The sequence below is a fragment of the Mesorhizobium sp. C120A genome (assembly GCF_030323105.1).
Taxonomy (GTDB): domain Bacteria; phylum Pseudomonadota; class Alphaproteobacteria; order Rhizobiales; family Rhizobiaceae; genus Mesorhizobium.
This window is the reverse complement of record NZ_CP100476.1, coordinates 3735134-3754186: the sequence shown is the minus strand read 5'-3', so window position 1 is coordinate 3754186 and position 19053 is coordinate 3735134. Positions and strand designations below refer to the sequence as shown.

General features: G+C 62.3%; 17 protein-coding genes and 1 pseudogene. 10 read left to right on the top strand and 8 right to left on the bottom strand.

Annotated elements, in window-relative coordinates; translation table 11 throughout:
- Window positions 1–6 precede the first annotated feature (6 nt).
- Entirely contained in the window at window positions 7–1827 is a 1821-nt protein-coding gene (locus NL532_RS18180) for an extracellular solute-binding protein (protein WP_023829831.1), read from the bottom strand.
- A gap of 260 nt (window positions 1828–2087) precedes the next feature.
- Here NL532_RS18180 and NL532_RS18175 point away from each other — a divergent pair, with 260 nt between their 5' ends.
- On the top strand, window positions 2088–2711 hold the full coding sequence (locus NL532_RS18175; RefSeq protein ID WP_023668972.1) for an invasion associated locus B family protein: 624 nt from the start codon (window positions 2088–2090) through the stop codon (window positions 2709–2711).
- A gap of 82 nt (window positions 2712–2793) precedes the next feature.
- Here NL532_RS18175 and hspQ read toward each other — a convergent pair whose 3' ends face one another.
- Window positions 2794–3117 (bottom strand): heat shock protein HspQ, encoded by a 324-nt coding sequence (hspQ, locus tag NL532_RS18170; protein WP_023668971.1) that lies wholly within the window; start codon window positions 3115–3117, stop codon window positions 2794–2796.
- 224 nt (window positions 3118–3341) lie between these two features.
- On the opposite strand from hspQ, the gene NL532_RS18165 reads away from it, so the two are divergent.
- The gene (locus NL532_RS18165; RefSeq protein ID WP_023741221.1) at window positions 3342–4304 is read left to right on the top strand and encodes an AEC family transporter; all 963 of its coding nucleotides are present in this window, start codon (window positions 3342–3344) and stop codon (window positions 4302–4304) included.
- On the opposite strand, the gene NL532_RS18160 is transcribed toward NL532_RS18165, so the two are convergent.
- Window positions 4281–5492, bottom strand: a complete 1212-nt coding sequence (locus NL532_RS18160) for a UbiH/UbiF family hydroxylase (RefSeq protein WP_023829830.1) — start codon at window positions 5490–5492, stop codon at window positions 4281–4283. The two genes, NL532_RS18165 and NL532_RS18160, sit on opposite strands and share 24 nt — an antisense overlap.
- Window positions 5493–5587: 95 nt before the next feature.
- Here NL532_RS18160 and NL532_RS18155 point away from each other — a divergent pair.
- From NL532_RS18155 to NL532_RS18120, 8 genes and pseudogenes are all read left to right on the top strand, one after another.
- A pseudogene (locus tag NL532_RS18155) lies at window positions 5588–6472 on the top strand (DUF2182 domain-containing protein).
- Window positions 6473–6486: 14 nt separating this feature from the next.
- Window positions 6487–7101, top strand: a complete 615-nt coding sequence (locus tag NL532_RS18150) for a DUF1326 domain-containing protein (protein WP_023829829.1) — start codon at window positions 6487–6489, stop codon at window positions 7099–7101.
- Window positions 7098–7928 (top strand): phosphatidylcholine synthase, encoded by an 831-nt coding sequence (pcsA, locus tag NL532_RS18145; RefSeq protein ID WP_023682522.1) that lies wholly within the window; start codon window positions 7098–7100, stop codon window positions 7926–7928. Before NL532_RS18150 ends, pcsA begins: the two co-directional genes overlap by 4 nt.
- Window positions 7929–7946: 18 nt before the next feature.
- Window positions 7947–8924, top strand: coding sequence for a quinone oxidoreductase family protein (locus tag NL532_RS18140; RefSeq protein ID WP_023682523.1), 978 nt, complete (start codon window positions 7947–7949; stop codon window positions 8922–8924).
- A gap of 216 nt (window positions 8925–9140) precedes the next feature.
- Window positions 9141–10718 (top strand): ABC transporter ATP-binding protein, encoded by a 1578-nt coding sequence (locus NL532_RS18135; protein ID WP_023682524.1) that lies wholly within the window; start codon window positions 9141–9143, stop codon window positions 10716–10718.
- Entirely contained in the window at window positions 10715–11839 is a 1125-nt protein-coding gene (locus tag NL532_RS18130; protein ID WP_031193354.1) for an ABC transporter permease, read from the top strand. Before NL532_RS18135 ends, NL532_RS18130 begins: the two co-directional genes overlap by 4 nt.
- Window positions 11839–12759, top strand: a complete 921-nt coding sequence (locus NL532_RS18125) for an ABC transporter permease (RefSeq protein WP_023829828.1) — start codon at window positions 11839–11841, stop codon at window positions 12757–12759. Before NL532_RS18130 ends, NL532_RS18125 begins: the two co-directional genes overlap by 1 nt.
- Window positions 12760–12809: 50 nt before the next feature.
- Complete coding sequence (locus NL532_RS18120) at window positions 12810–13877, top strand: BMP family ABC transporter substrate-binding protein (protein WP_023682527.1); 1068 nt, start codon at window positions 12810–12812, stop codon at window positions 13875–13877.
- Between the two features lie 139 nt (window positions 13878–14016).
- Here NL532_RS18120 and rimO read toward each other — a convergent pair whose 3' ends face one another.
- From rimO to NL532_RS18095, 5 genes are all read right to left on the bottom strand, one after another.
- Window positions 14017–15330: a 30S ribosomal protein S12 methylthiotransferase RimO gene (gene rimO / locus NL532_RS18115; RefSeq protein WP_023691314.1), complete on the bottom strand. Its 1314-nt coding sequence runs from the start codon at window positions 15328–15330 to the stop codon at window positions 14017–14019.
- A 140-nt stretch (window positions 15331–15470) separates the two neighbouring features.
- Window positions 15471–16130, bottom strand: a complete 660-nt coding sequence (locus NL532_RS18110) for a TerC family protein (protein ID WP_023668959.1) — start codon at window positions 16128–16130, stop codon at window positions 15471–15473.
- Between the two features lie 262 nt (window positions 16131–16392).
- Window positions 16393–16800 carry a DUF930 domain-containing protein gene (locus NL532_RS18105; RefSeq protein ID WP_032894508.1) on the bottom strand — a complete coding sequence of 136 codons (408 nt, stop codon included), beginning with the start codon at window positions 16798–16800 and terminating at the stop codon, window positions 16393–16395.
- A gap of 110 nt (window positions 16801–16910) precedes the next feature.
- Entirely contained in the window at window positions 16911–17837 is a 927-nt protein-coding gene (locus tag NL532_RS18100; protein WP_023829827.1) for a glycosyltransferase family 2 protein, read from the bottom strand.
- Window positions 17838–19037 (bottom strand): FAD-dependent oxidoreductase, encoded by a 1200-nt coding sequence (locus NL532_RS18095; RefSeq protein WP_023726567.1) that lies wholly within the window; start codon window positions 19035–19037, stop codon window positions 17838–17840. It abuts the gene before it with no gap.
- Between the last annotated feature and the right edge of the window lie 16 nt (window positions 19038–19053).

Sequence of the window (19053 nt, the reverse complement as noted above, 5' to 3'; positions counted from 1 at the left end):
CCACGCTCAGTTCGGCTTGCGCCACCAGGTCGGCCATTGATAACCGAATATGGGCGTCTTTTTGGGATGGTCCAGGTAATTCCAGTAAGCGAGCCATTGCTGCGCGTTGTACTGCATCGGCACCATGTAATTGCCGGAGATCAGCAATCGGTCGAGCACGCGCACGGCGGCGACATAGTCTTCCTTGGTCCGTGCTCTCAGCATCGCGTCGATCGCCGCGTCGACCGCCGGATCGGCGACGCCGGCCAGATTGAATGAACCTTCTCTTTTGGCCTCTGAAGAACCCCAGCGAAGGTTCTGCTCCATACCGGGAGACAGCGAGTTGCTGAACCCGCTCGACCCGACAAGAACCTCAAAGTCGAAACGCTGCTTGCGCGACTGGATCTGGTCGGCCTCGAGGCTGCGGATGGTCACCGCGATGCCGATCTTTTCCAGCGAGCGCTGATAGATGGCGGCAAAGCGTTCCTCGTCCTGCGACGCCGTCAGGATCTCGAAACCGAACGGGTTTCCCTTGGGATCCAGCAGGACGCCGTCCCTAACGGCGTAGCCCTGGCTCTTCAGCAGGTCGAACGCCAGCTTCAGCACCTTGCGGTCCTGGCCGGTGCCGTCATTCACCGGCGGGCGCCAGCTGCCGTCCATGACATCGGCCGGCACGCGGCCGGGGTAGGGCGCCAGCAGCGCCTTTTCCCTGTCGCTGGCGGAATGGCCGAGCGCGGAAAGTTCGGAATTCTGCCAGTAGCTCATCGTGCGCGTGTACTTGCCGCCGAACAGGTTCTTGTTGGCCCATTCGAAGTCGTAGAGCATGCCGAGCGCGCGCCGCACCTCCGGATTGGAAAACTTCTCCAGTCGCGTGTTGAACAGGAAGCCGGTCACCACGGGCGGTATGCCGGTGTCGAAGGTCTCGGCGATCACCTCGCCGCGATGATAGGCGGGAAAATCGATATCGCGCTCGCGCTTGACCGGATCGCCCTCATCGTAAATGGCGCAGATGCCTTTCTTGAACGCTTCCGTCTTGGCATTGGCGTTGAGGAAGTACTCGATGGTGATCTGGTCGTAATTGTCGAAGCCGCGCTTGGAAGGGATGTCCTTGCCCCAGTAATTCGGGTTGCGCTTGAACACGATGCGCTGTCCCGGCTGCACCTTGTCGATGATGTAGGGACCGCTGCCGATCACCGGCTTCAACGTCGTCTTGTCGAAGGTATCCTTGTTGAAGGCGTGCTTTGGGATGATCGGCGTCAGCGCGATGATCAAGGGGGTCTCGCGATTGGCCTTGTCGTTGAAGGTGAAGCGCACGCTGTGATCGCCGGTCTTTTCGAGCTTGGCGATCAGGCTCATGCGATCCCTGTAGGGCGGGCGGCCCTTGTCGGTGAAGACATCGTAGGTGAACAGCACGTCATCCGGCGTCACCGGGTCGCCATCGGACCACTTTGCATTTGGGTTGAGATGGAACTCGATCCACTTGCGCTCGGGATCCATATCGGCTGTGTCTGCGAGCAGGCCATAGAGGCTGAAGGCCTCGTCGTAGTTGCGCATCATCAACGGCTCGAAGACGAGATTGCCGAAAATGAGGTCCTGCATGCCGCGCGCCGTGGTGCGCAGGCTCTTCAGGATGAACGGGTTCAGATTGTCGAAGCTGCCGACGACGCAGTAAGTGATGTTGCCGCCCTTCGGCGCATCGGGATTGACGTAGTCGAAATGCTGGTAGTCGGCTGGCAGCGCCGGCTCGCCCTGCATGGCGATGGCATGTTTCGGTTCCGACATCGCCACGCCGGGTGCAAAGGCGAAGAACGAAATTGCGGCGATCAGCCAAACAAGAATGCGGCCCATGACCGTCTCCTTACTGGGCGGCTTGATGATTCGGAGTGCACCCTAACATGGCGCCGCGGCGCTCCGGCCAGATACATCAACCCAAATCGCACGACCCAAATTGCGAGGCCAAGAATTGCAGGCGGCGGGCTGGATTCGGCTGCTCATGCAGTGTAACACGCGCTCCGAAGTCATTCTGTTGCCTCAATTCGGCAACAGGTAGCAGGACCACACGGCGCGAAGAAGCCGGTCCCGGGATCATTTGAGAGGAAATGCACGACATGACGAGCCTGAACAGCAACGCATACCGCCTTTCGGTCCTGGCCGCGGGCGTGGTCGGCTTTCTGGGCGCCGGACTTCCCACCGCTTCGGCACAGCAACAGATTCCGCAGGGTTGGTTCAAGGCCTGCACCAAGCAGGAAGATGTCGACATCTGCAATGTCCAGAACATCATCACTGCCGGCAACGGCCAGTTCGTCACCGGCGTCAGCCTGATCGAGTTGAAGGGCAAGGTAAACCGCAAGGTCTTCCAGGTCACGGTTCCCCCAGGTCGCCTGGTGCCCCCCGGCATCGCCCTGCAGATAGACGCCGGCAAGGCGACGAAGCTGGATTATGTCATTTGCTTCGCCGACCGTTGCGTTGCCGAAGTGCCGCTGACCGACGCGCTCGTCGCGTCCTTCAAGAAGGGACAGGCGATCACGCTGACCTCGATCAACTTCCAAAGTCAGCCAAATCCCATCAAGGTTGCCTTGACCGGCTTCAGCGGCGCCTTTGACGGCGCGCCGCTGCAGCAGTCGGACATCGAGGATCGGCAGAAAAAACTTCAGGATTTCGTCGTCAAGAACAACCAGGACTTCGCCAAGAAGCTCAAGGACGAGCAGGCCAAGGCCAAAGCCGCCAACTAATCGCCGGGACAGATACCGGAGCGACAAAAAGCGGGGTCATGCCCCGCTTTTTTTGTTGTCGTCACGTCGATGCAAGGTGATGTCAGTGTCTCGACTGGCGTTTTGGCTCATAGCGTCCGTCCGGCCGCTTGTCGAACATCTCGCCGATCTGTGGATGCCGGACCGGCTCACCTGACTGGTCCTCGAGCAGGTTCTGCTCGGAGACATAGGCAATGTATTCGGTTTCCGAGTTTTCAGCGAGCAGATGGTAGAACGGCTGGTCCTTGCGCGGCCGCACGTCGGCCGGGATCGCCTCGTACCATTCATCGGTGTTGGCGAATTGCGGATCGACATCGAAAATGATGCCGCGGAATGGAAACAGCCGGTGGCGAACCACTTGTCCGATCGAGAATTTGGCTGTTTTCATCGTACTCACCACTAAGCCTCTAGAGCGCCCGGCGTCCCCTCGAATGTGCGAAGAGCGCTCTAAGACTTTGAATTTACACACACTGTGGCCAAAAATCGAGCCCGACTTAGGTCTGGGATCAGGCTTTATTTGGCGCAGATAGCGTGTCAGTTCAATGCCGAAGCGCTTGACGCCCGATGAAGCTACGGGCTAGCCCGGTCCCGGGGTTTCGGGCCAGGGCAAAAATGTCTGACATTGTCGGTCTTGTTCTTCCGTTCTTCGGGCTGATTTTCATCGGCTTTCTGGTCGCGCGCATGACCAGGCAGCCGCTGGAAGCGCTTGGCTGGATGAACACCTTCATCGTCTATGTCGCGCTTCCTGCCCTGTTCTTCCAATTGCTGGCCCGGACGCCGTTCGAGCAGTTGACCGAATGGCGCTTCATCTTCGGCTCGGTCTTTTCCACCTACACGATCTTCTCGATCATGTTCGTATGGTCGGTGACGGCGTCGCGCGGCGAGATCGCCCAGTCGACGATCAAGGCGTTGGCCGCCGCCTACGGCAATATCGGCTATATGGGGCCGGGGCTGGCGCTGCTCGCCTTCGGCGAACAGGCGGCGGTTCCCGTCGCGCTGATCTTCTGCTTCGAAAATATCATGCATTTCGCCATCGCGCCGATGATGATGGCGCTGTCGGGCGACGACAAGACATCGCCGTGGCGGCTCATCCTCGGCGTAGTCAGGAAAATCGTCCTGCACCCGTTCATCATCGCGACCGCGCTTGGCGTGGGCGCCGCCTATCTCGGCTTTCACCCACCGCAGCCGGTCGATCGCCTGCTCGAATATCTGTCTCGGGCGGCCGCCCCTTGCGCCCTGTTTGCCATGGGCGTGACGCTTGCGCTCCGGCCCCTCAACCGCGTGCCGCATGAGTTGGCGTCGATCGCGGCGCTGAAGCTGATCCTGCATCCATCGCTCTGCTACGTCGTGCTGAGCTGGATCGGGAACTTTTCCGAAATCTGGGTTTTTTCAGCCGTGCTTTTGGCGGCATTACCGACCGCAACCAACGTCTTCGTCATCGCCCAGCAATATGGCGTCTGGGTGCAACGCGCGTCGGCCAGCGTGCTGATCACCACCTGCCTCTCGGTGCTGACGGTGACCGGGCTGCTCTACATGATCCGCCACGGCATCTTACCGCCGGACCTGTTTCCCTGAACCGCCGGTAAGCGCCGCAAAGCCGCTGCCCGGCCTCAAGCCTTCGCGCATGAAAAAGGCGCGCAGCGGCGCGAAACTGCCGAGCACATTGAGGCCGGCGCTGCGTGCCATCTGCGCCGGCAACATGTCCGACAGCAACGACATGTTAAGCAGGTTGACCGCGCCCGAACGCGCCAGAACGTCGGGACGGCGCCTGGAATCATAGGCGGCCAAAGCCCTTGCGGCGCCAGGGTCGCCGCGATTTTCGCGTGCGATTCCAATCAGATCCTCGACGTCCCTGATGCCGAGGTTTAGACCTTGGGCCCCGATCGGCGGGAACACATGTGCAGCCTCGCCGACCAGCGCCACACGGTTTTGCGCGAAGCGCCCCGGTGATGCCGCTGAAAGCGGGTAAATTTGTCGGCCGGGCTCGACCGACACCCGGCCCAGCATCGACTGCATCTGCTGCTCGACACGCTCGGAAAGCGTCGCGTCATCGAGTGCGGCGAGGTCCTTCGCCGCCTCCGGTTTCACCACCCAGACGAGGCTGGAGCGGTTGCCGGGCAGGGGCACCTGGGTGAACGGCCCGGTCTCTGTGTGGAACTCGGTCGAGGTGAAGCCGTGTTCGCTGCGATGGCCGAAATTCAACACCAGCGCCGCTTGGCGGTAGGATCGCACCGAGGCCACGATGCCTGCCGCCTCGCGCGCCGGCGACAGGCGCCCATCGGCAGCGACCGCAAGCGCGGCCGAGACTTCGCGACCATCAGTCAAGACGGCATGCGCCTGATCGGCGTCCAGACGCCAACTCTCGACCATCGACGTCAGCCATTCGATGCCGGGATGCGCCGCGACGGACTTGGCCAGCGTCGGGTTCAGCGCACTGTTGGGCAGGTTGAGCCCGAACTGCTCCTCGCCGATCTCTATGGCGCGAAAAGTCACCACCGGGCTGCGGATCAGCCGGCTGGTCGCATCAACGATGCGCATGACCTTCAGCGGCGCGGCCTTCGGCGCAAGTTCGGCCAGCACGCCCAGCCGATCGAGAACCTTGAGAGCAGGGTTCATCAGCGCCGTGGTCCGGCCATCGGGCCCGCCTGCTTCGGGTCCGACCAGGGTTACCGGAAAGCCCGCCTCGGCGAAACCGAGCGCCGCGATCAGTCCGGCAGGGCCGCTGCCGGCTACCAGTATCCGTGCTGTCTCGAGATGATCCAAATTGGACTTCCAGTTTGCGATGCAGGTATCTACCTATGGATATAGGTCAGACCATGCGGCTTGATCAACGCGGCGATTAGGCTCATTCGGTTGTCATGACCGGCCAGCAGGACGATTTCAGCCATCTCGACCGCGCCGGCCGCGCCACGGCAAGCCTGGCCCGCAGCCCCCGCCTGACGGTCAACATCGCCATCGCCGGCGGCATTCTGCTCGCCTGGTTCATTCTCGGCGCCATGGCGATCCGCGGCGCCGAAGGCCGGCTCCCCGGCGTACCAGGCGATGTGGTCCTGCGATATCTGCCGCAACTGCCGCTGCCGGATGTCCTCGACCGCTTCTTCGGCATGTGCCTGACGCCCGCACCACTTGATGCCGGCGGCGCACCGGTTCTGGCGCTGATCGTGATGTGGTTTTTGATGGCCGTGGCGACGATGCTGCCGTCGGCGGCGCCGATGATCCGTACCTATTGTGAAATCGCCGACACCGCCCGCATCAAGGGCGAGCCGGTGGCCCACCCGCTGGTCCTGGTTGCCGGCTACCTCTCGACATGGCTTGTCGCCTCTATCGGCTTCGCGGTGCTGACGTTGCTCGTCCACGCATTTGCGTCCTCCGCTCGATTGCTCGATCCGGTGAGCGGCCTTGCCGCGGCGGCCGCGCTGCTGGTTGCCGGCCTCTAGTTCAGCAGCCTCAAGCAGGCCTGCCTGACAAAATGCCGGAACCCGTTCTCGACACTGTTTTCCAACTGGAGCGCGGAGCCGGGTGGCATCTTCCGGCTAGGGCTGAAGCAGGGCCTGTGGTGCCTCGGCTGCTGCTGGGCGCTGATGCTGGTGATGTTTGCCGTCGGCGCGATGAACGTGTTCTGGATGGCGCTGATCGGCCTGTTCACCTTGATCGAAAAACAGACCACCGGCAGCCTTCCAACCCGAGTGGCCGGTGCGATACTGCTTGTCTGGGCAGTCGCCCTGCTAGTAGTCTCGGCATGACGGGGGATAATTCCATGGCAGAGCAAGGCTGGGCAATGAAAGGAGAGCTCGTACTCTCCTGCAATTGCACGGTTTTTTGTCCTTGCGTACTGTCGCTTGGCAGCCATCCGCCGACGGAGGGTTATTGCCAGACCTGGGCGGGCTTCCGCATCGACGCAGGCCATTTCGGCGAGGTCGACCTGTCCGGCCTCAATCTCGGTCTGGTCATGGAAATCCCAGGCTATATGAGCCGCGGCAACTGGACCGCAGGCCTGTTCATCGACAAGCAAGCCTCCGTCTATGCGGTGAAAGCGCTGACCAGGATCTTCACCGGGAAGGCCGGCGGAACCACCGCGCTGTTGTCGATCCTTGTCGGCAAGTTCCTCGGCGTCGAGCAGGTGCCGATCACCTACGAGACGCGTGACAAGACCCGTATTTTCCAGATACCGAAGATCATCGACGGGGCGGTCACACCGATTCCCGGCAAGGATCGCGAGAAGGATACCATGATCGGCAACTCGGAATACTGGATCGCGCCGGAGATCATCGTGGCCAGGTCCGATAAGAGCAAGATGCGGGCTTTCGGCCGCAACTGGAACTTTGCCGGCCGCTCGGCCGAAATCTGCAAACTGGATTGGCGGGGCCCGTGAGCAAGAACACAACGGCCAGAAACGCCGCCAAAAAGATCACCGACCGGATACCCAGGCCGAAGAAAAAGGTCACCTGGCCGCAGGCGCGGGCATTCTCGGTGCATCTGTTGACCGCGTCTGGCTCGTTCCTGGCTTTCCTGTCGCTGGTGGCGGCAAGCGAGCAACGCTGGACGGCGATGTTCTGGTGGCTGGGGTTGGCGCTGTTCGTCGACGGCATAGACGGGCCGATCGCGCGCAAGCTCGAGGTCAAGGAGATCCTGCCGACCTGGTCGGGCGAGCTCCTCGACAACATCATCGACTATGTCACTTACGTGCTGATCCCGGCCTTCGCACTCTACCAGCGCGGCTTCATGGGCGAAGGGCTGTCGTTCCTGTCGGCGGCCATCATCGTGGTGTCCAGCGCCATCTATTATGCCGACACCGGAATGAAGACGAAGGAGAACTTCTTCAAAGGCTTTCCGGTGGTCTGGAACATGGTCGTGTTCACGCTGTTCGTCATCGAGCCCGGACAGTGGGTGTCCTTCGGCGTCGTCGTGGCGGCCGGCATCCTGACCTTCGTGCCGATCAACTTCATCCATCCCGTGCGGGTGGTGCGGCTGCGGCCAATCAATCTTGGCATGACGCTGCTCTGGTGCGCTTTCGGTGCGCTGGCGCTGGCGCAGGCGGCCCTTGCCGCCTTCTACGACCAGATCGGCGTTTTGGGCGAACAGGTCGGCGTCTTTACCAAGGTCGGCATCACCATCACCGGACTTTACCTCGCCTGCATCGGCGGTATCATGCAGTTCTTCCCCAAACTCGGCGCCAAGCCGGACACTAAGAAAGCCTGACCGCAGGAAAGCCCACAAATGTCCAAAGCAATCCGTATCCACGCCCATGGCGGTCCGGAAGTCCTGACCTATGAAGACGCCGATCCGGGGCAACCCGGCGCCGGGCAGATCCTGGTCAGGCACACCGCGATCGGCCTCAATTTCATCGATGTCTATCACCGCATCGGCCTCTATCCGCCGCCCGGCGGCTTCCCGCTGATCCCGGGCGGCGAGGCGGCAGGTGTGGTTCTCGAGGTCGGCGCAGGCATCGACTGGCTGAAGCCGGGCGACCGCATCGCCTATGCCGTCAATGTCGGTGCCTATGCCGAACAGCGCATTGTCGCCGCCGACCGCGTGGTCAAGGTACCGGACCGCATCAGCGACGAACAGGCCGCCGGCATGATGCTTAAAGGCATGACGGCGGAGTATCTGTTGCGCCGGACCTTCAAGGTGAAGGCAGGCGACACCATCCTGTTTCATGCCGCCGCCGGCGGCGTCGGGCTGATCCTGGGACAATGGGCAAAACATCTCGGCGCCACCGTGATCGGCACGGCAAGCTCAACCGACAAGATCGAGCTCGCCAAGGCGCATGGCTTCGACCATGTCATCAACTACAAGGAGCAAGATTTCGTCGCCGGCGTCGCCGCCATCACCGGCGGCAAGAAATGTGACGTCGTCTACGATTCGGTCGGCAACGACACATTCCCGGCCTCGCTCGACTGTCTGAAGCCGCTCGGCATGTTCGTCTCTTTCGGTCAGTCCTCTGGACCGATCCCGCCATTTTCGATGTCGGTGCTGGCGCAGAAGGGCTCGCTGTTCGCTACCAGGCCGACGCTGTTCGTCTACAACGCCAAGCGTGAAGACCTCGAAATCTCCGCCGCGGCATTGTTCGATGTGGTGTTGAGCGGCGCGGTCGAGATCAAGATCAACCAGCGCTATGCGCTGAAGGACGCCGGCAAGGCGCAAGCCGATCTCGAAGGGCGCAAGACCACGGGTACGACAATACTGATCCCCTGACGGAGGTTTGCCTTCCTTTCAGTGCTTTGCCGCGGCGCCCAGGCACTGTTTGCACGAAAAACCGGTCGGTCGGTTTGTTGTGCGAAACGGGTCTATCTTTACCCCTTGAGTTTCCGCTGAAATTCTTGAAGCTCTTTCAAGGTGGGTGCTGCTTTCGCACGAGAGCGGCCAGCGCATACGATGTTGGCGGGAACACAGAACATGTCCGGGAACCGGATGGGAGGCACTGTGAGTGCAGATCATGATGGAGCGAACCTGCTTGAGGTTCGTGGCCTGACCAAGATATTCGGCACGCTGACGGCGTGCGATCATATCGACCTCAACATCGCCAAGGGCGAGATCCACGCGCTGCTTGGCGAAAACGGCGCCGGCAAGTCGACGCTGGTCAAGATGCTGTTCGGCTCGCTGGAGCCCAATTCCGGCGAGATATTCTGGAACGGGGAAGCGGTGCGGATCACCAGTCCGGGCATGGCGAAGAAGCTCGGCATCGGCATGGTGTTTCAGCACTTTTCGCTGTTCGAGGCGCTGACCGCGGCCGAGAATATCGCTCTGTCTCTGGATGACGGCTCACCGATCAGCTCGATCGCGGCCAAGGCGAGGGCGCTTTCCTTCAGCTATGGCCTGCCGCTCGATCCGGACTCGCTGGTCGGCGATCTCTCGGTCGGCGAACGCCAGCGCATCGAGATCATCCGCTGCCTGTTGCAGACGCCGCAGCTCATCATCCTCGACGAGCCGACCTCGGTGCTGACGCCGCAGGAAGCCGACAAGCTGTTCGAAACGCTTGAGCGCCTGCGCTCCGAGGGCAAATCCATCCTCTACATTTCGCACCGGCTGGAAGAGGTCAAACGCATTTGCGACCGCGCGACCGTGCTGCGTCACGGCAAGGTCGTCGGCCATTGCAATCCGCGCGAGGAAACGGCTTCGTCGCTGGCCCGCATGATGGTCGGCAACGAGGTGAAGGCCGTGGTGCGTGCGCCGGCCGAAGGCATCGAGACCGCGCAGCCGCTGCTCGAAATCCGCGCCCTCAGCCGCAAGCCGGCAACGCCGTTTTCGATTCCGCTGAAGAATATCAACCTCACTGTGCGCGCCGGCGAGGTGATCGGCATTGCCGGTGTCGCCGGCAACGGCCAGGGCGAGTTCTTCGAATCCGTCTCCGGCGAGGTGCTGCAGCAGGACGCCGCATCCGTGCGCATCCGCGGCAAGGATGCCGGCTCGCTCTCGATCACAGGCCGGCGGCTGATGGGCGCTGCCTTCGTGCCGGAAGAACGCCTCGGCCATGGCGCGGCGCCACGCATGAAGCTTTCGGAAAACCTGCTTCTGTCGCGGCACGCCACCGACGGCAAGGTTTTTGTCGGCGCCGGCGGCGCCGTCAAAAGCGGTGCGGTCTATGCCGCCGCCCAGCGCATCATCGTGGCGATGGATGTGCGCAAGAGCGCGCCCGATCCGGAAGCTGCGGCCCTTTCGGGCGGCAATTTGCAGAAATTCATCGTCGGTCGCGAACTCGACCGCAGCCCTGCCGTCATGGTCGTCAACCAGCCGACCTGGGGCGTCGACGCCGGTGCCGCCGCCCACATCCGCCAGGCGCTGATCGAACTGGCGCGCAGCGGCTCGGCAGTTCTGGTCATCAGCCAGGATCTCGATGAGCTGTTCGAGATTTCGGACGCGATCGCGGTCATGCACAATGGCGAATTGTCCAAACCGCTGCCGATCGCCGAGGCAACTTTCGAAAAGGTCGGTCTGTTGATGGGCGGCGCCGAGCCTGGCCACGCCGAACATGGTCTGGAGACGGCATGATGCGCCTCGAACTCGTCAAACGCCCGCAGCGCTCGATGCTCTTTTCGGCGCTGTCGCCCTTCATCGCCTTCGCCCTAACGATCATCGCCGGCGCGGTTCTGTTCGCGCTGCTCGGCGTCAACCCGCTGAGCGCATTTGAGATCTATTTCATCGAGCCGATCAGCCAGGTCTGGCAGCTGCATGAGCTGGCGATCAAGGCCGCGCCGTTGATCCTGATCGCGGTCGGCCTGTCGGTCTGTTACAAGGCCAACATCTGGAACATCGGCGCTGAGGGACAGTTCATCCTCGGCGGCATTTTCGGCTCGGCCATTCCGGTGCTGTTTCCCGGGTTCGAAGGCCCGCTTGTGCTGCCGCTGATGCTGTTGTTCGGCATGGTCGGCGGTGCCGCCTATGCAGCAATCCCGGCTCTCTTGAAGACGCGCTTCGGCACCAACGAAATCCTGACCAGCCTGATGCTGGTCTATGTCGCCCAGCTTTTCCTCGACTGGCTGGTGCGCGGCCCCTGGCGCGATCCACAGGGCCACGGTTTCCCGCAGACGATCCAGTTCAACGACTCGGCGGTCCTGCCGGAACTGATGCCGGATGCCGGCCGCGCCAATTGGGGTTTTGTCTTCGCGCTTGTTGCAGCCGTGCTGATCTGGGTGCTGATGAGCCGCCTGCTCAAGGGTTTTGAGGTCCGCGTGCTCGGCTCCAGCCCGAGGGCAGGGCGCTTCGCCGGTTTCGGCCTCAACCGCATGGTGTTCTTCGCCTTCCTGCTGTCAGGCGCGCTGGCTGGGCTTGCCGGCATTTCGGAAGTCTCCGGCGCCATCGGCCAGCTACAGCCGGTGATCTCGCCCGGCTACGGCTTCACCGCCATTATTGTCGCGTTCCTCGGCCGGCTCAATCCGCTCGGCATCGTCGCCGCCGGCCTGGTGCTGGCGTTGACCTATCTCGGCGGCGAGGCGGTGCAGAGCGCGCTCGGCATTTCCGACAAGGTGGCACGCGTGTTCCAGGGCATGCTTTTGTTCTTCGTGCTCGGCTGCGACACGCTCATCCACTATCGCATCCGTCTGGTCGGCATGGCGCTGACGAAAAGCGCGGCGAAGCTTGAAGCCGCGCCGAAGTTGAAGGAAGCCCGCTGATGGACATCGCCGTCAACATCCTTTTGACCATCGCCACGGCGGCGACGCCGCTTTTAATAGCGGCCATCGGCGAACTGGTGGTCGAGCGCTCCGGCGTGCTCAACCTCGGCGTCGAAGGCATGATGATCATGGGCGCCGTCGGCGGCTTCGGCGCCGGCTATCTCACGGGATCGCCCTGGATCGGATTGTTGGCGGCAATCGCCATGGGTGCCGTGTTCTCGCTGCTGTTTGCGGTGATGACGCTGTCGCTCGCCACCAACCAGGTGGCGACCGGCCTGTCGTTGACGCTGCTTGGCCTCGGCCTGTCCGGCATGATGGGGACCAGCTTCGTCGGCCAGCCGGGCGAGCGGCTGCCAAACCTCTACGTTCCGGTGCTCACCGACATTCCCGTCGTCGGCAGGCTGTTGTTCGGCCAGGACCCAATCTTCTACATCTCGATCGCGCTGACGGCGGCCGTCATGTGGTTCCTGTTCAAGACCCCCACCGGCCTCACCCTGCGCTCGATCGGAGACAGCCACACATCGGCACATGCGCTCGGCATCAAAGTCATCCGCTACCGCTATCTCGCGGTCATCTTCGGCGGCGCCTGCGCCGGCCTCGCCGGCGGCCACCTGTCGCTGGTCTACACGCCGCAATGGGTAGAGAACATGAGCGCGGGCCGCGGCTGGATCGCGCTGGCGCTGGTCGTCTTCGCCTCCTGGCGTCCGTGGCGCGTGCTGGCCGGCGCCTACATCTTCGGCGCGGTGTGGATCGGCCAGCTTCATGCACAGGCATTTGGCATTCCGGTGCCTTCGCAGCTGCTTTCTTCTCTGCCCTATCTGGCAACCGTGGTGGTTCTCGTTCTAATCTCGCGCAACAAGCGTCTGACGATGATGAACACGCCGGCTTCCTTGGGGCAGCCATTCGTTCCGGATCGTTGACAACAAAAACAAACGGGAAGCTCCAAGGCTAAACTCAGAGAGGTAACACAATGAAAAAACTGCTTATCGCGTTGATGACCACGACCGCCGCCATGTCACTGGCGGCGTCGGCGCAGGCCGCCGACAAGTTGAAGGCATGCTGGGTCTACACCGGCCCGATCGGCGATTTCGGCTATTCCTACCAGCACGACCAAGGCCGCCTCGAGGTGGAGAAGGCGCTCGGCGACAAGGTCGAAACCGCCTATCTCGAGAACGTCTCGGAAGGTCCCGATGCCGATCGCGCTTTCGAGCGTCTGGCGCGCGAAGGCTGCAAGATCATCTTCGGCACCTCTTTCGGCTTCATGGACCCGGAAGTGAAGGTCGCCAAGAAGTTCCCCAAAGTGATGTTCGAGCACGCCACCGGCTACAAGACCGCTGACAATCTCGGCATCTACAATGCGCGCTTCTATGAAGGCCGCTACGTGCTCGGCCAGATCGCCGCCAAGGAATCGAAGGCAGGGGTCGCCGGCTATATCGTTTCTTTCCCGATCCCCGAAGTGGTGATGGGCATCAACTCCTTCATGCTCGGCGCGCAGTCGGTCAACCCGAACTTCAAGGCCAAGATCGTCTGGGTGAACTCCTGGTTCGATCCGGGCAAGGAAGCCGACGCGGCCAAGGCGCTGTTCGACCAGGGCGCCGACATCATCGTCCAGCACACGGATTCCACTGCGGCACTGCAGGTGGCGGAAGAGCGCAAGCTGCACGGCTTCGGCCAGTCCTCCGACATGATCAAGTTCGCGCCGAACGCGCAGCTGACCTCGCTGACAGACGAATGGGGGCCGTATTACATCAGCCGCGTTCAGGCGGCGCTCGACGGCACCTGGAAGCCTGACAATGTCTGGCTCGGCATCAAGGACGGCGCCGTCAAGCTGGCGCCCTTCACCAATATGCCGGACGATGTGAAGGCGATGGCCGAGGCAACCGCCAAGAAAATCGCAGATGGCTGGAACCCCTTCACAGGACCGGTCGCCAAGCAGGACGGCACGCCGTGGCTCAAGGACGGCGAAGTAGCCGACGACGGCACGCTGCTCGGCATGAACTTCTATGTGAAGGGCGTCGACGACAAGTTGCCGCAGTAAGTATCGGAAACGCAAAAGAGAAGGGGCGCCGCCCGGCGCCCTTTTTCACTTCGCGGGCTGCACGCTTCGACTGCGAAACCGCGCCGAGGGCTGTGCCAAAAATCCGAGGGCGCCCGGAGGCGCCCTTTTTGGTAATTTTCTAAACCGCCGAGCCGTAAAGGTCGTAGGCGTCGGCGCGGTCGATCTTGACCGTGACGATGTCGCCTTGGCGCAGCGGGCGGCGCGACTGGATATGCACCGAACCGTCGATCTCGGGCGCGTCGTATTTTGTCCGGCCCTTGGCAGACGTGCCATGCGCCTCGTCGATCAGCACCGGCAGGCGCTTGCCGACCTTCTTGGCCAGCTGCGTCGCCGAGATCTTCTGCTGGCGCTGCATGAAGCGATGCCAGCGCGCTTCCTTGATCTCCTGCGGCACCTGTTCGAGGCCGAGATCGTTGGAGCGGGCGCCGCGGACCGGCTCGTATTTAAAGCAGCCGGCGCGATCGATCCTGGCCTCGTCCAGCCAGTCGAGCAGCATCTCGAAATCCTCGTCGGTCTCGCCGGGGAAACCGACGATGAATGTCGAGCGTATCGCCAGATCCGGGCACACCTCGCGCCAGCCGCGAATGCGCTCCAGCGTCTTTTCGCCATGGGCTGGACGGCGCATGTTCTTCAGCACCTGCGGCGAGGCGTGCTGGAAGGGGATGTCCAGATAAGGAAGGATTTTTCCATCCGCCATCAGCGGGATGACATCGGCGACATGCGGGTAGGGGTAGACATAGTGCATGCGTACCCAGATGCCGAGCTTGCCCAGCTCCTCCGACAGGTCGAGGAATTTCGCCCGCACTTCGCGGTCGCCGAACATCGACGTCTGGTACTTGATGTCGATGCCGTAGGCGCTGGTGTCCTGCGAGATGACCAGCAATTCCTTGACCCCGGCCTTGGCCAGCTTCTCGGCCTCGCGCAGCACATCGGCCGCCGGGCGCGAGACGAGGTCGCCGCGCAGTGCGGGAATGATGCAGAAGGTGCAGCGGTTGTTGCAGCCTTCGGAAATCTTGAGATAGGCGTAGTGGCGCGGCGTCAGCTTGACGCCTTGCGGCGGCAGAAGGTCGATATAGGGATCGTGGCTGGGCGGCGCCGCCTCATGCACCGCGGCCATCACGCTCTCATAGGCCTGCGGGCCGGTGATGGCGAGGACGTTGGGGTGCTTCTCTCGGATGACGTCCGGCTCGGCGCCGAGGCAGCCGGTGACGATCACCCGGCCGTTTTCCGAAAGCGCCGAACCAATGGCGTTGAGCGATTCGTCGCGGGCTGAGTCGAGAAAGCCGCAGGTGTTGACGACGACAAGGTCGGCGCCGTCATGCTTGCGTGCGATCTCATAGCCTTCGGCGCGCAGGCGCGTGATGATGCGCTCGGAATCCACAAGCGCCTTCGGGCATCCAAGGCTGACGAAACTGACGCGAGGCGCAGACATGAGAAAACATCCGGGTTTTTCGGGATCGGCGGCCAGTACCACACTTATTGCGGCATTGGTATGGGCAGCGGCTGCGGCGAACGCGACCACTGCCTCCGGCAGATACCCATGCTGCTACAGAAGCTGTGGGACCGGCAGCGTCAGCTCACCACAGGACTGACATGCGGCCAGACCTCGACAACGCCGCGATAGACCATATCGATCGCGACGTAGAGAATGATCAGCAAGCCGACATAGGCGATCCAGCGGTGGCGATGCAGCAGCTTGGCAATGAAGCTCGCGGCCAAGCCCATCAAGGCGATCGACAGCACCAGGCCTATGACAAGCACGGGAAAATGATCGCGCGCCGCACCGGCGACCGCCAGCACATTGTCCAGCGACATCGAAACATCGGCGACGACGATCTGCAGGGCCGCCTGGCCGAGCGTCTTGCGCGGCGCCTTGCCACCCACCGTTCTGTCGCTGTTGAGGTCGGAATCGGACAGCGCCTCGGTCGCCTCGAACTCGTCGGCATGCGACGTCCGCAGCTCGCGCCACATCTTCCAGCACACCCACAACAAAAGGATGCCGCCGGCCAGCAGCAGGCCGACAATGGCAAGAAGCTTGACGGTGACGGCGGCAAACAGGATGCGCAGCACAGTCGCCGCCAACACGCCGATCAGGATGGCTTTCTTGCGCTGCTCGACCGGCAGGCCGGCGGCGGCAAGGCCGATGACGATGGCATTGTCGCCGGCAAGCACCAGATCGATGGCGATGACCTGGAGGAGGGCCGTCATGCTTGCAGCGCTGAAAATGTCCATCGACCGGAGCCCCTTGCTGTATCGGCGTGTTCGTCGTCGGATATGCCGACGCCCTAACGTGTATGGTTCCCGCGCGTCAAGAGACTGCCGGCGCAATTCCAGGAAAAGTGCGTAGCGGTTTTCCGTCCGGAATCATGCAAAAACAAAGAGTTAGAGTGGGTCAGCTGCTCTATAAAAAGCTGAACCGCTCTAACGGCCGACGCTGAAAGCCACGGGAATAGGGAAGGTCGTTCTGCCAGAGAGAATTCTGGTCGCAGCGAATTCAGTCGTAGAGATTGTACTTCGCCCAGTCGGCTTCCGGAATCTCGTCGCCGATGCGGTAACGGAACTGCAGGACCTCCATATGGTCAGGCGCCGTCTCGCATTTGAACTTCAGCCGGTACCACTGCCCCTTGCTGCGGAAGGCAGCGCCCGGGCTGCGGATGGCATCGGCCTTCATTTCCGGCGTCGCGAAGGCGTAGGCGACGACGCGGTCTGCCTTGTACTTGTGGTCGTCATGGCTGATGCGGTCGAGCACTTCGGCGTCGCATCTCTGCTCCAGCCGGGTCTCCGGGTCGAGTTTCAGCAGGCCGGCGCGCAGGGCGGCGTCCATCGCGTGGGCGGGTAAAGCCAGCGTCACCGAAGCCAGCGCCGCAAGGAATAGTTTTTTCATGGGCGGGAGAACGACCATATCTCACGTGAAAAATCAACCGGAGTGCCATTTTGGGGCAGCCGGATGTGCCCGGAAATCGCCGTTGGCTGGGCAGGCGCAGCCGTTTTGGCGCGCCCCCGGCGCCATTCTTATTTGTCCGGGCTGCCATGCACCGATTGCCTGTTTCGCCGTCTTTGCGCTTCTCGCGATCGCGGCCCCCACCGCCACGGCCGCAAGGCGATATAGACAGCGAGGAAGGCTCTTTGTGCCAGGCCGGCCTCGCTGTGCCAGACCTCCCTTATCCCCGCCGCCCGCAAGGCCCTTCGTTGGGTGCTGTTGCGGTCCCAGCGCCGGCTGATGCTGCCCGCCCGGTAGTATTTGTGGCAGAGCACTTGCGGCACGCGGACAAAGCCGCCGAGCAGCGACAGATGCAGAAGCCAGGTCCAGTCGGCGCTGAATTCGCCTTGGCTGTTGGGCTTGATCCCGCCGCTACGGTGGAACGCCCAGGCCCTGAATATCCCACGATTGGGAACCCACCATCCATGCGGCTGGCGCGCCATCGCCCGGCCACGCGCTAAACCGTCCTGCAAGCCCTCCAGCAGGTCGAACTTCCACGTGGCACTTTCGCCGCTGACTTCGATCACTTCGACGTCGCTGAACGCCAGTACGGCCTCGGGATTGGCATCGAGCGCCCGCACCAGCGCCTCGATATAGGTTGGATCGATGACGTCGTCATGGAAGGCAAAGAACATCAATTCGCCGCTGGCATTGGCCATCAGATCGTTGGAGTTCTTCAGCCATCCCAGGTTTTTGTCCCGGCGCAGGATACGGACATCGTCGCGGCCGCCGGCGAAGGCTGAAACGATCTCGAATGTCGCGTCGGTCGAATTGTCCTCGCCGACCAGGATCTCGATATTGTCCCAGGTCTGCGCGGCGAGGCTGTCCAGCGTACGCGAAATGAATGCCGCCGAATTGTAGCATGGCACCAGCGCCGTGACCTTCGGCCGCCAGCCGGATCGAAGCTGGACTTGTTTCTGCGCTACCTGCTTCGCGCCGCCCTGTTCTGTCTCACCCATTCACTCGATCCCGCAGATTTGCCGCGCCAGCCTGTCGGCAAGCCACGGCGCCGTCGAATATTTACCTGTGTCGACCGAGATGTAGTTGCCCAGGCGGTTGACCCCGAATTGGTCGCGGCGATGGATTGTGGCTTTCGGGTCGCTGAGCGAACCACGCCCTTGCGCAAACACGAAGCCGCCGCGTACCTCAAGCTCCTCGGCATCGTCGAACATGCTGGAAACACTGGGCACCAACCGGGCGAGCGTGGCGCGAACGTCGCCGATGAACCGCTGTCGTGCGTCGGCATCGAGCGCTTGCGGCGTTTCGATCGACAATTCGCCACTCTCCGCAAGCAACCCGCTCGGGTACCAGGAGAGATAGAAGTTGCGCCCGTCATAGTTTTTTATGTCGCCGAACGGGCCAAGGGCGACGACCGCGCACGGCACATCGACAGGCTGCCTGGTGCGGCCGAACAGGCAAAGCCTGTAGCGGTGCGACCATCCGGGAACCGGCTCGATGCCGGCCGTGCGGTCGACAGCCAGCCGCCCCTCCCAAAGGCAATTGACGACGATGTCGAACGCCTCGCTTTTCTCGCCTGCGACCGCCACGCGCCATTTCCCGTCAATTCCGTCCACCGGCTTTGCCGACAGGACTTTGGCCGCCATTCGCAAGCTGATGTTGGGTTCACCCCGAAGCACGGCGCAAAGCCGGTCGGCAACCCATCGCGTGTTGATGGATCGCTCCGGCACCTGGAAGCCGCCGACGATCTGGTCCGAGTTGGTGACATCGGCCAATTCAGTTCTGGAAAGCCGTTTCGACCGCGCCGCCGATACGTCGGCAAGGTAGCTGGTGGCGTCAGCGTGGCTGCGCACCAATACATCCACACGTTCAAAGATCGCCCCCAGCGCCTCGGCAGCGACGATCGAGTTGCGATGGACCAGATAAAGGTCTTCCGAAAAGGTCGTGTGCGATTCCAGATTGCTTCCGATCAGCTCGGAAACAAGCCTGCCGAAACACAGTCCTCCCGAAAGCAGATGCCGGGCGGTCAGCAGCGAGGGATCGTTCCCGTAGAGATAGCCGAGATGAATCTTGCCCTCGTTCCAACGGCTGGCGCAGGCCATCGGCTCGCTCTCCTTGTCGAAGAGGGACACCGCGTAGCCTCTGCGGGCCATCATGAGAGCGAGGCTGGCGCCCATGATGCCGGCGCCGAGAATAGCCATTCTGCCGCGAGGCGCT

What these genes read in the sequence shown, in the direction of transcription:
- NL532_RS18180 (WP_023829831.1), bottom strand. Translation starts at nt 1,827, where the DNA reads ATGGGCCGCATTCTTGTTTGGCTGATCGCCGCAATTTCGTTCTTCGCC.
- NL532_RS18175 (WP_023668972.1), top strand. Translation starts at nt 2,088, where the DNA reads ATGACGAGCCTGAACAGCAACGCATACCGCCTTTCGGTCCTGGCCGCG.
- hspQ (WP_023668971.1), bottom strand. Translation starts at nt 3,117, where the DNA reads ATGAAAACAGCCAAATTCTCGATCGGACAAGTGGTTCGCCACCGGCTG.
- NL532_RS18165 (WP_023741221.1), top strand. Translation starts at nt 3,342, where the DNA reads ATGTCTGACATTGTCGGTCTTGTTCTTCCGTTCTTCGGGCTGATTTTC.
- NL532_RS18150 (WP_023829829.1), top strand. Translation starts at nt 6,487, where the DNA reads ATGGCAGAGCAAGGCTGGGCAATGAAAGGAGAGCTCGTACTCTCCTGC.
- NL532_RS18140 (WP_023682523.1), top strand. Translation starts at nt 7,947, where the DNA reads ATGTCCAAAGCAATCCGTATCCACGCCCATGGCGGTCCGGAAGTCCTG.
- NL532_RS18135 (WP_023682524.1), top strand. Translation starts at nt 9,141, where the DNA reads ATGGGAGGCACTGTGAGTGCAGATCATGATGGAGCGAACCTGCTTGAG.
- NL532_RS18130 (WP_031193354.1), top strand. Translation starts at nt 10,715, where the DNA reads ATGATGCGCCTCGAACTCGTCAAACGCCCGCAGCGCTCGATGCTCTTT.
- NL532_RS18125 (WP_023829828.1), top strand. Translation starts at nt 11,839, where the DNA reads ATGGACATCGCCGTCAACATCCTTTTGACCATCGCCACGGCGGCGACG.
- NL532_RS18120 (WP_023682527.1), top strand. Translation starts at nt 12,810, where the DNA reads ATGAAAAAACTGCTTATCGCGTTGATGACCACGACCGCCGCCATGTCA.
- rimO (WP_023691314.1), bottom strand. Translation starts at nt 15,330, where the DNA reads ATGTCTGCGCCTCGCGTCAGTTTCGTCAGCCTTGGATGCCCGAAGGCG.
- NL532_RS18110 (WP_023668959.1), bottom strand. Translation starts at nt 16,130, where the DNA reads ATGGACATTTTCAGCGCTGCAAGCATGACGGCCCTCCTCCAGGTCATC.
- NL532_RS18105 (WP_032894508.1), bottom strand. Translation starts at nt 16,800, where the DNA reads ATGGTCGTTCTCCCGCCCATGAAAAAACTATTCCTTGCGGCGCTGGCT.
- NL532_RS18100 (WP_023829827.1), bottom strand. Translation starts at nt 17,837, where the DNA reads ATGGGTGAGACAGAACAGGGCGGCGCGAAGCAGGTAGCGCAGAAACAA.
- NL532_RS18095 (WP_023726567.1), bottom strand. Translation starts at nt 19,037, where the DNA reads ATGGCTATTCTCGGCGCCGGCATCATGGGCGCCAGCCTCGCTCTCATG.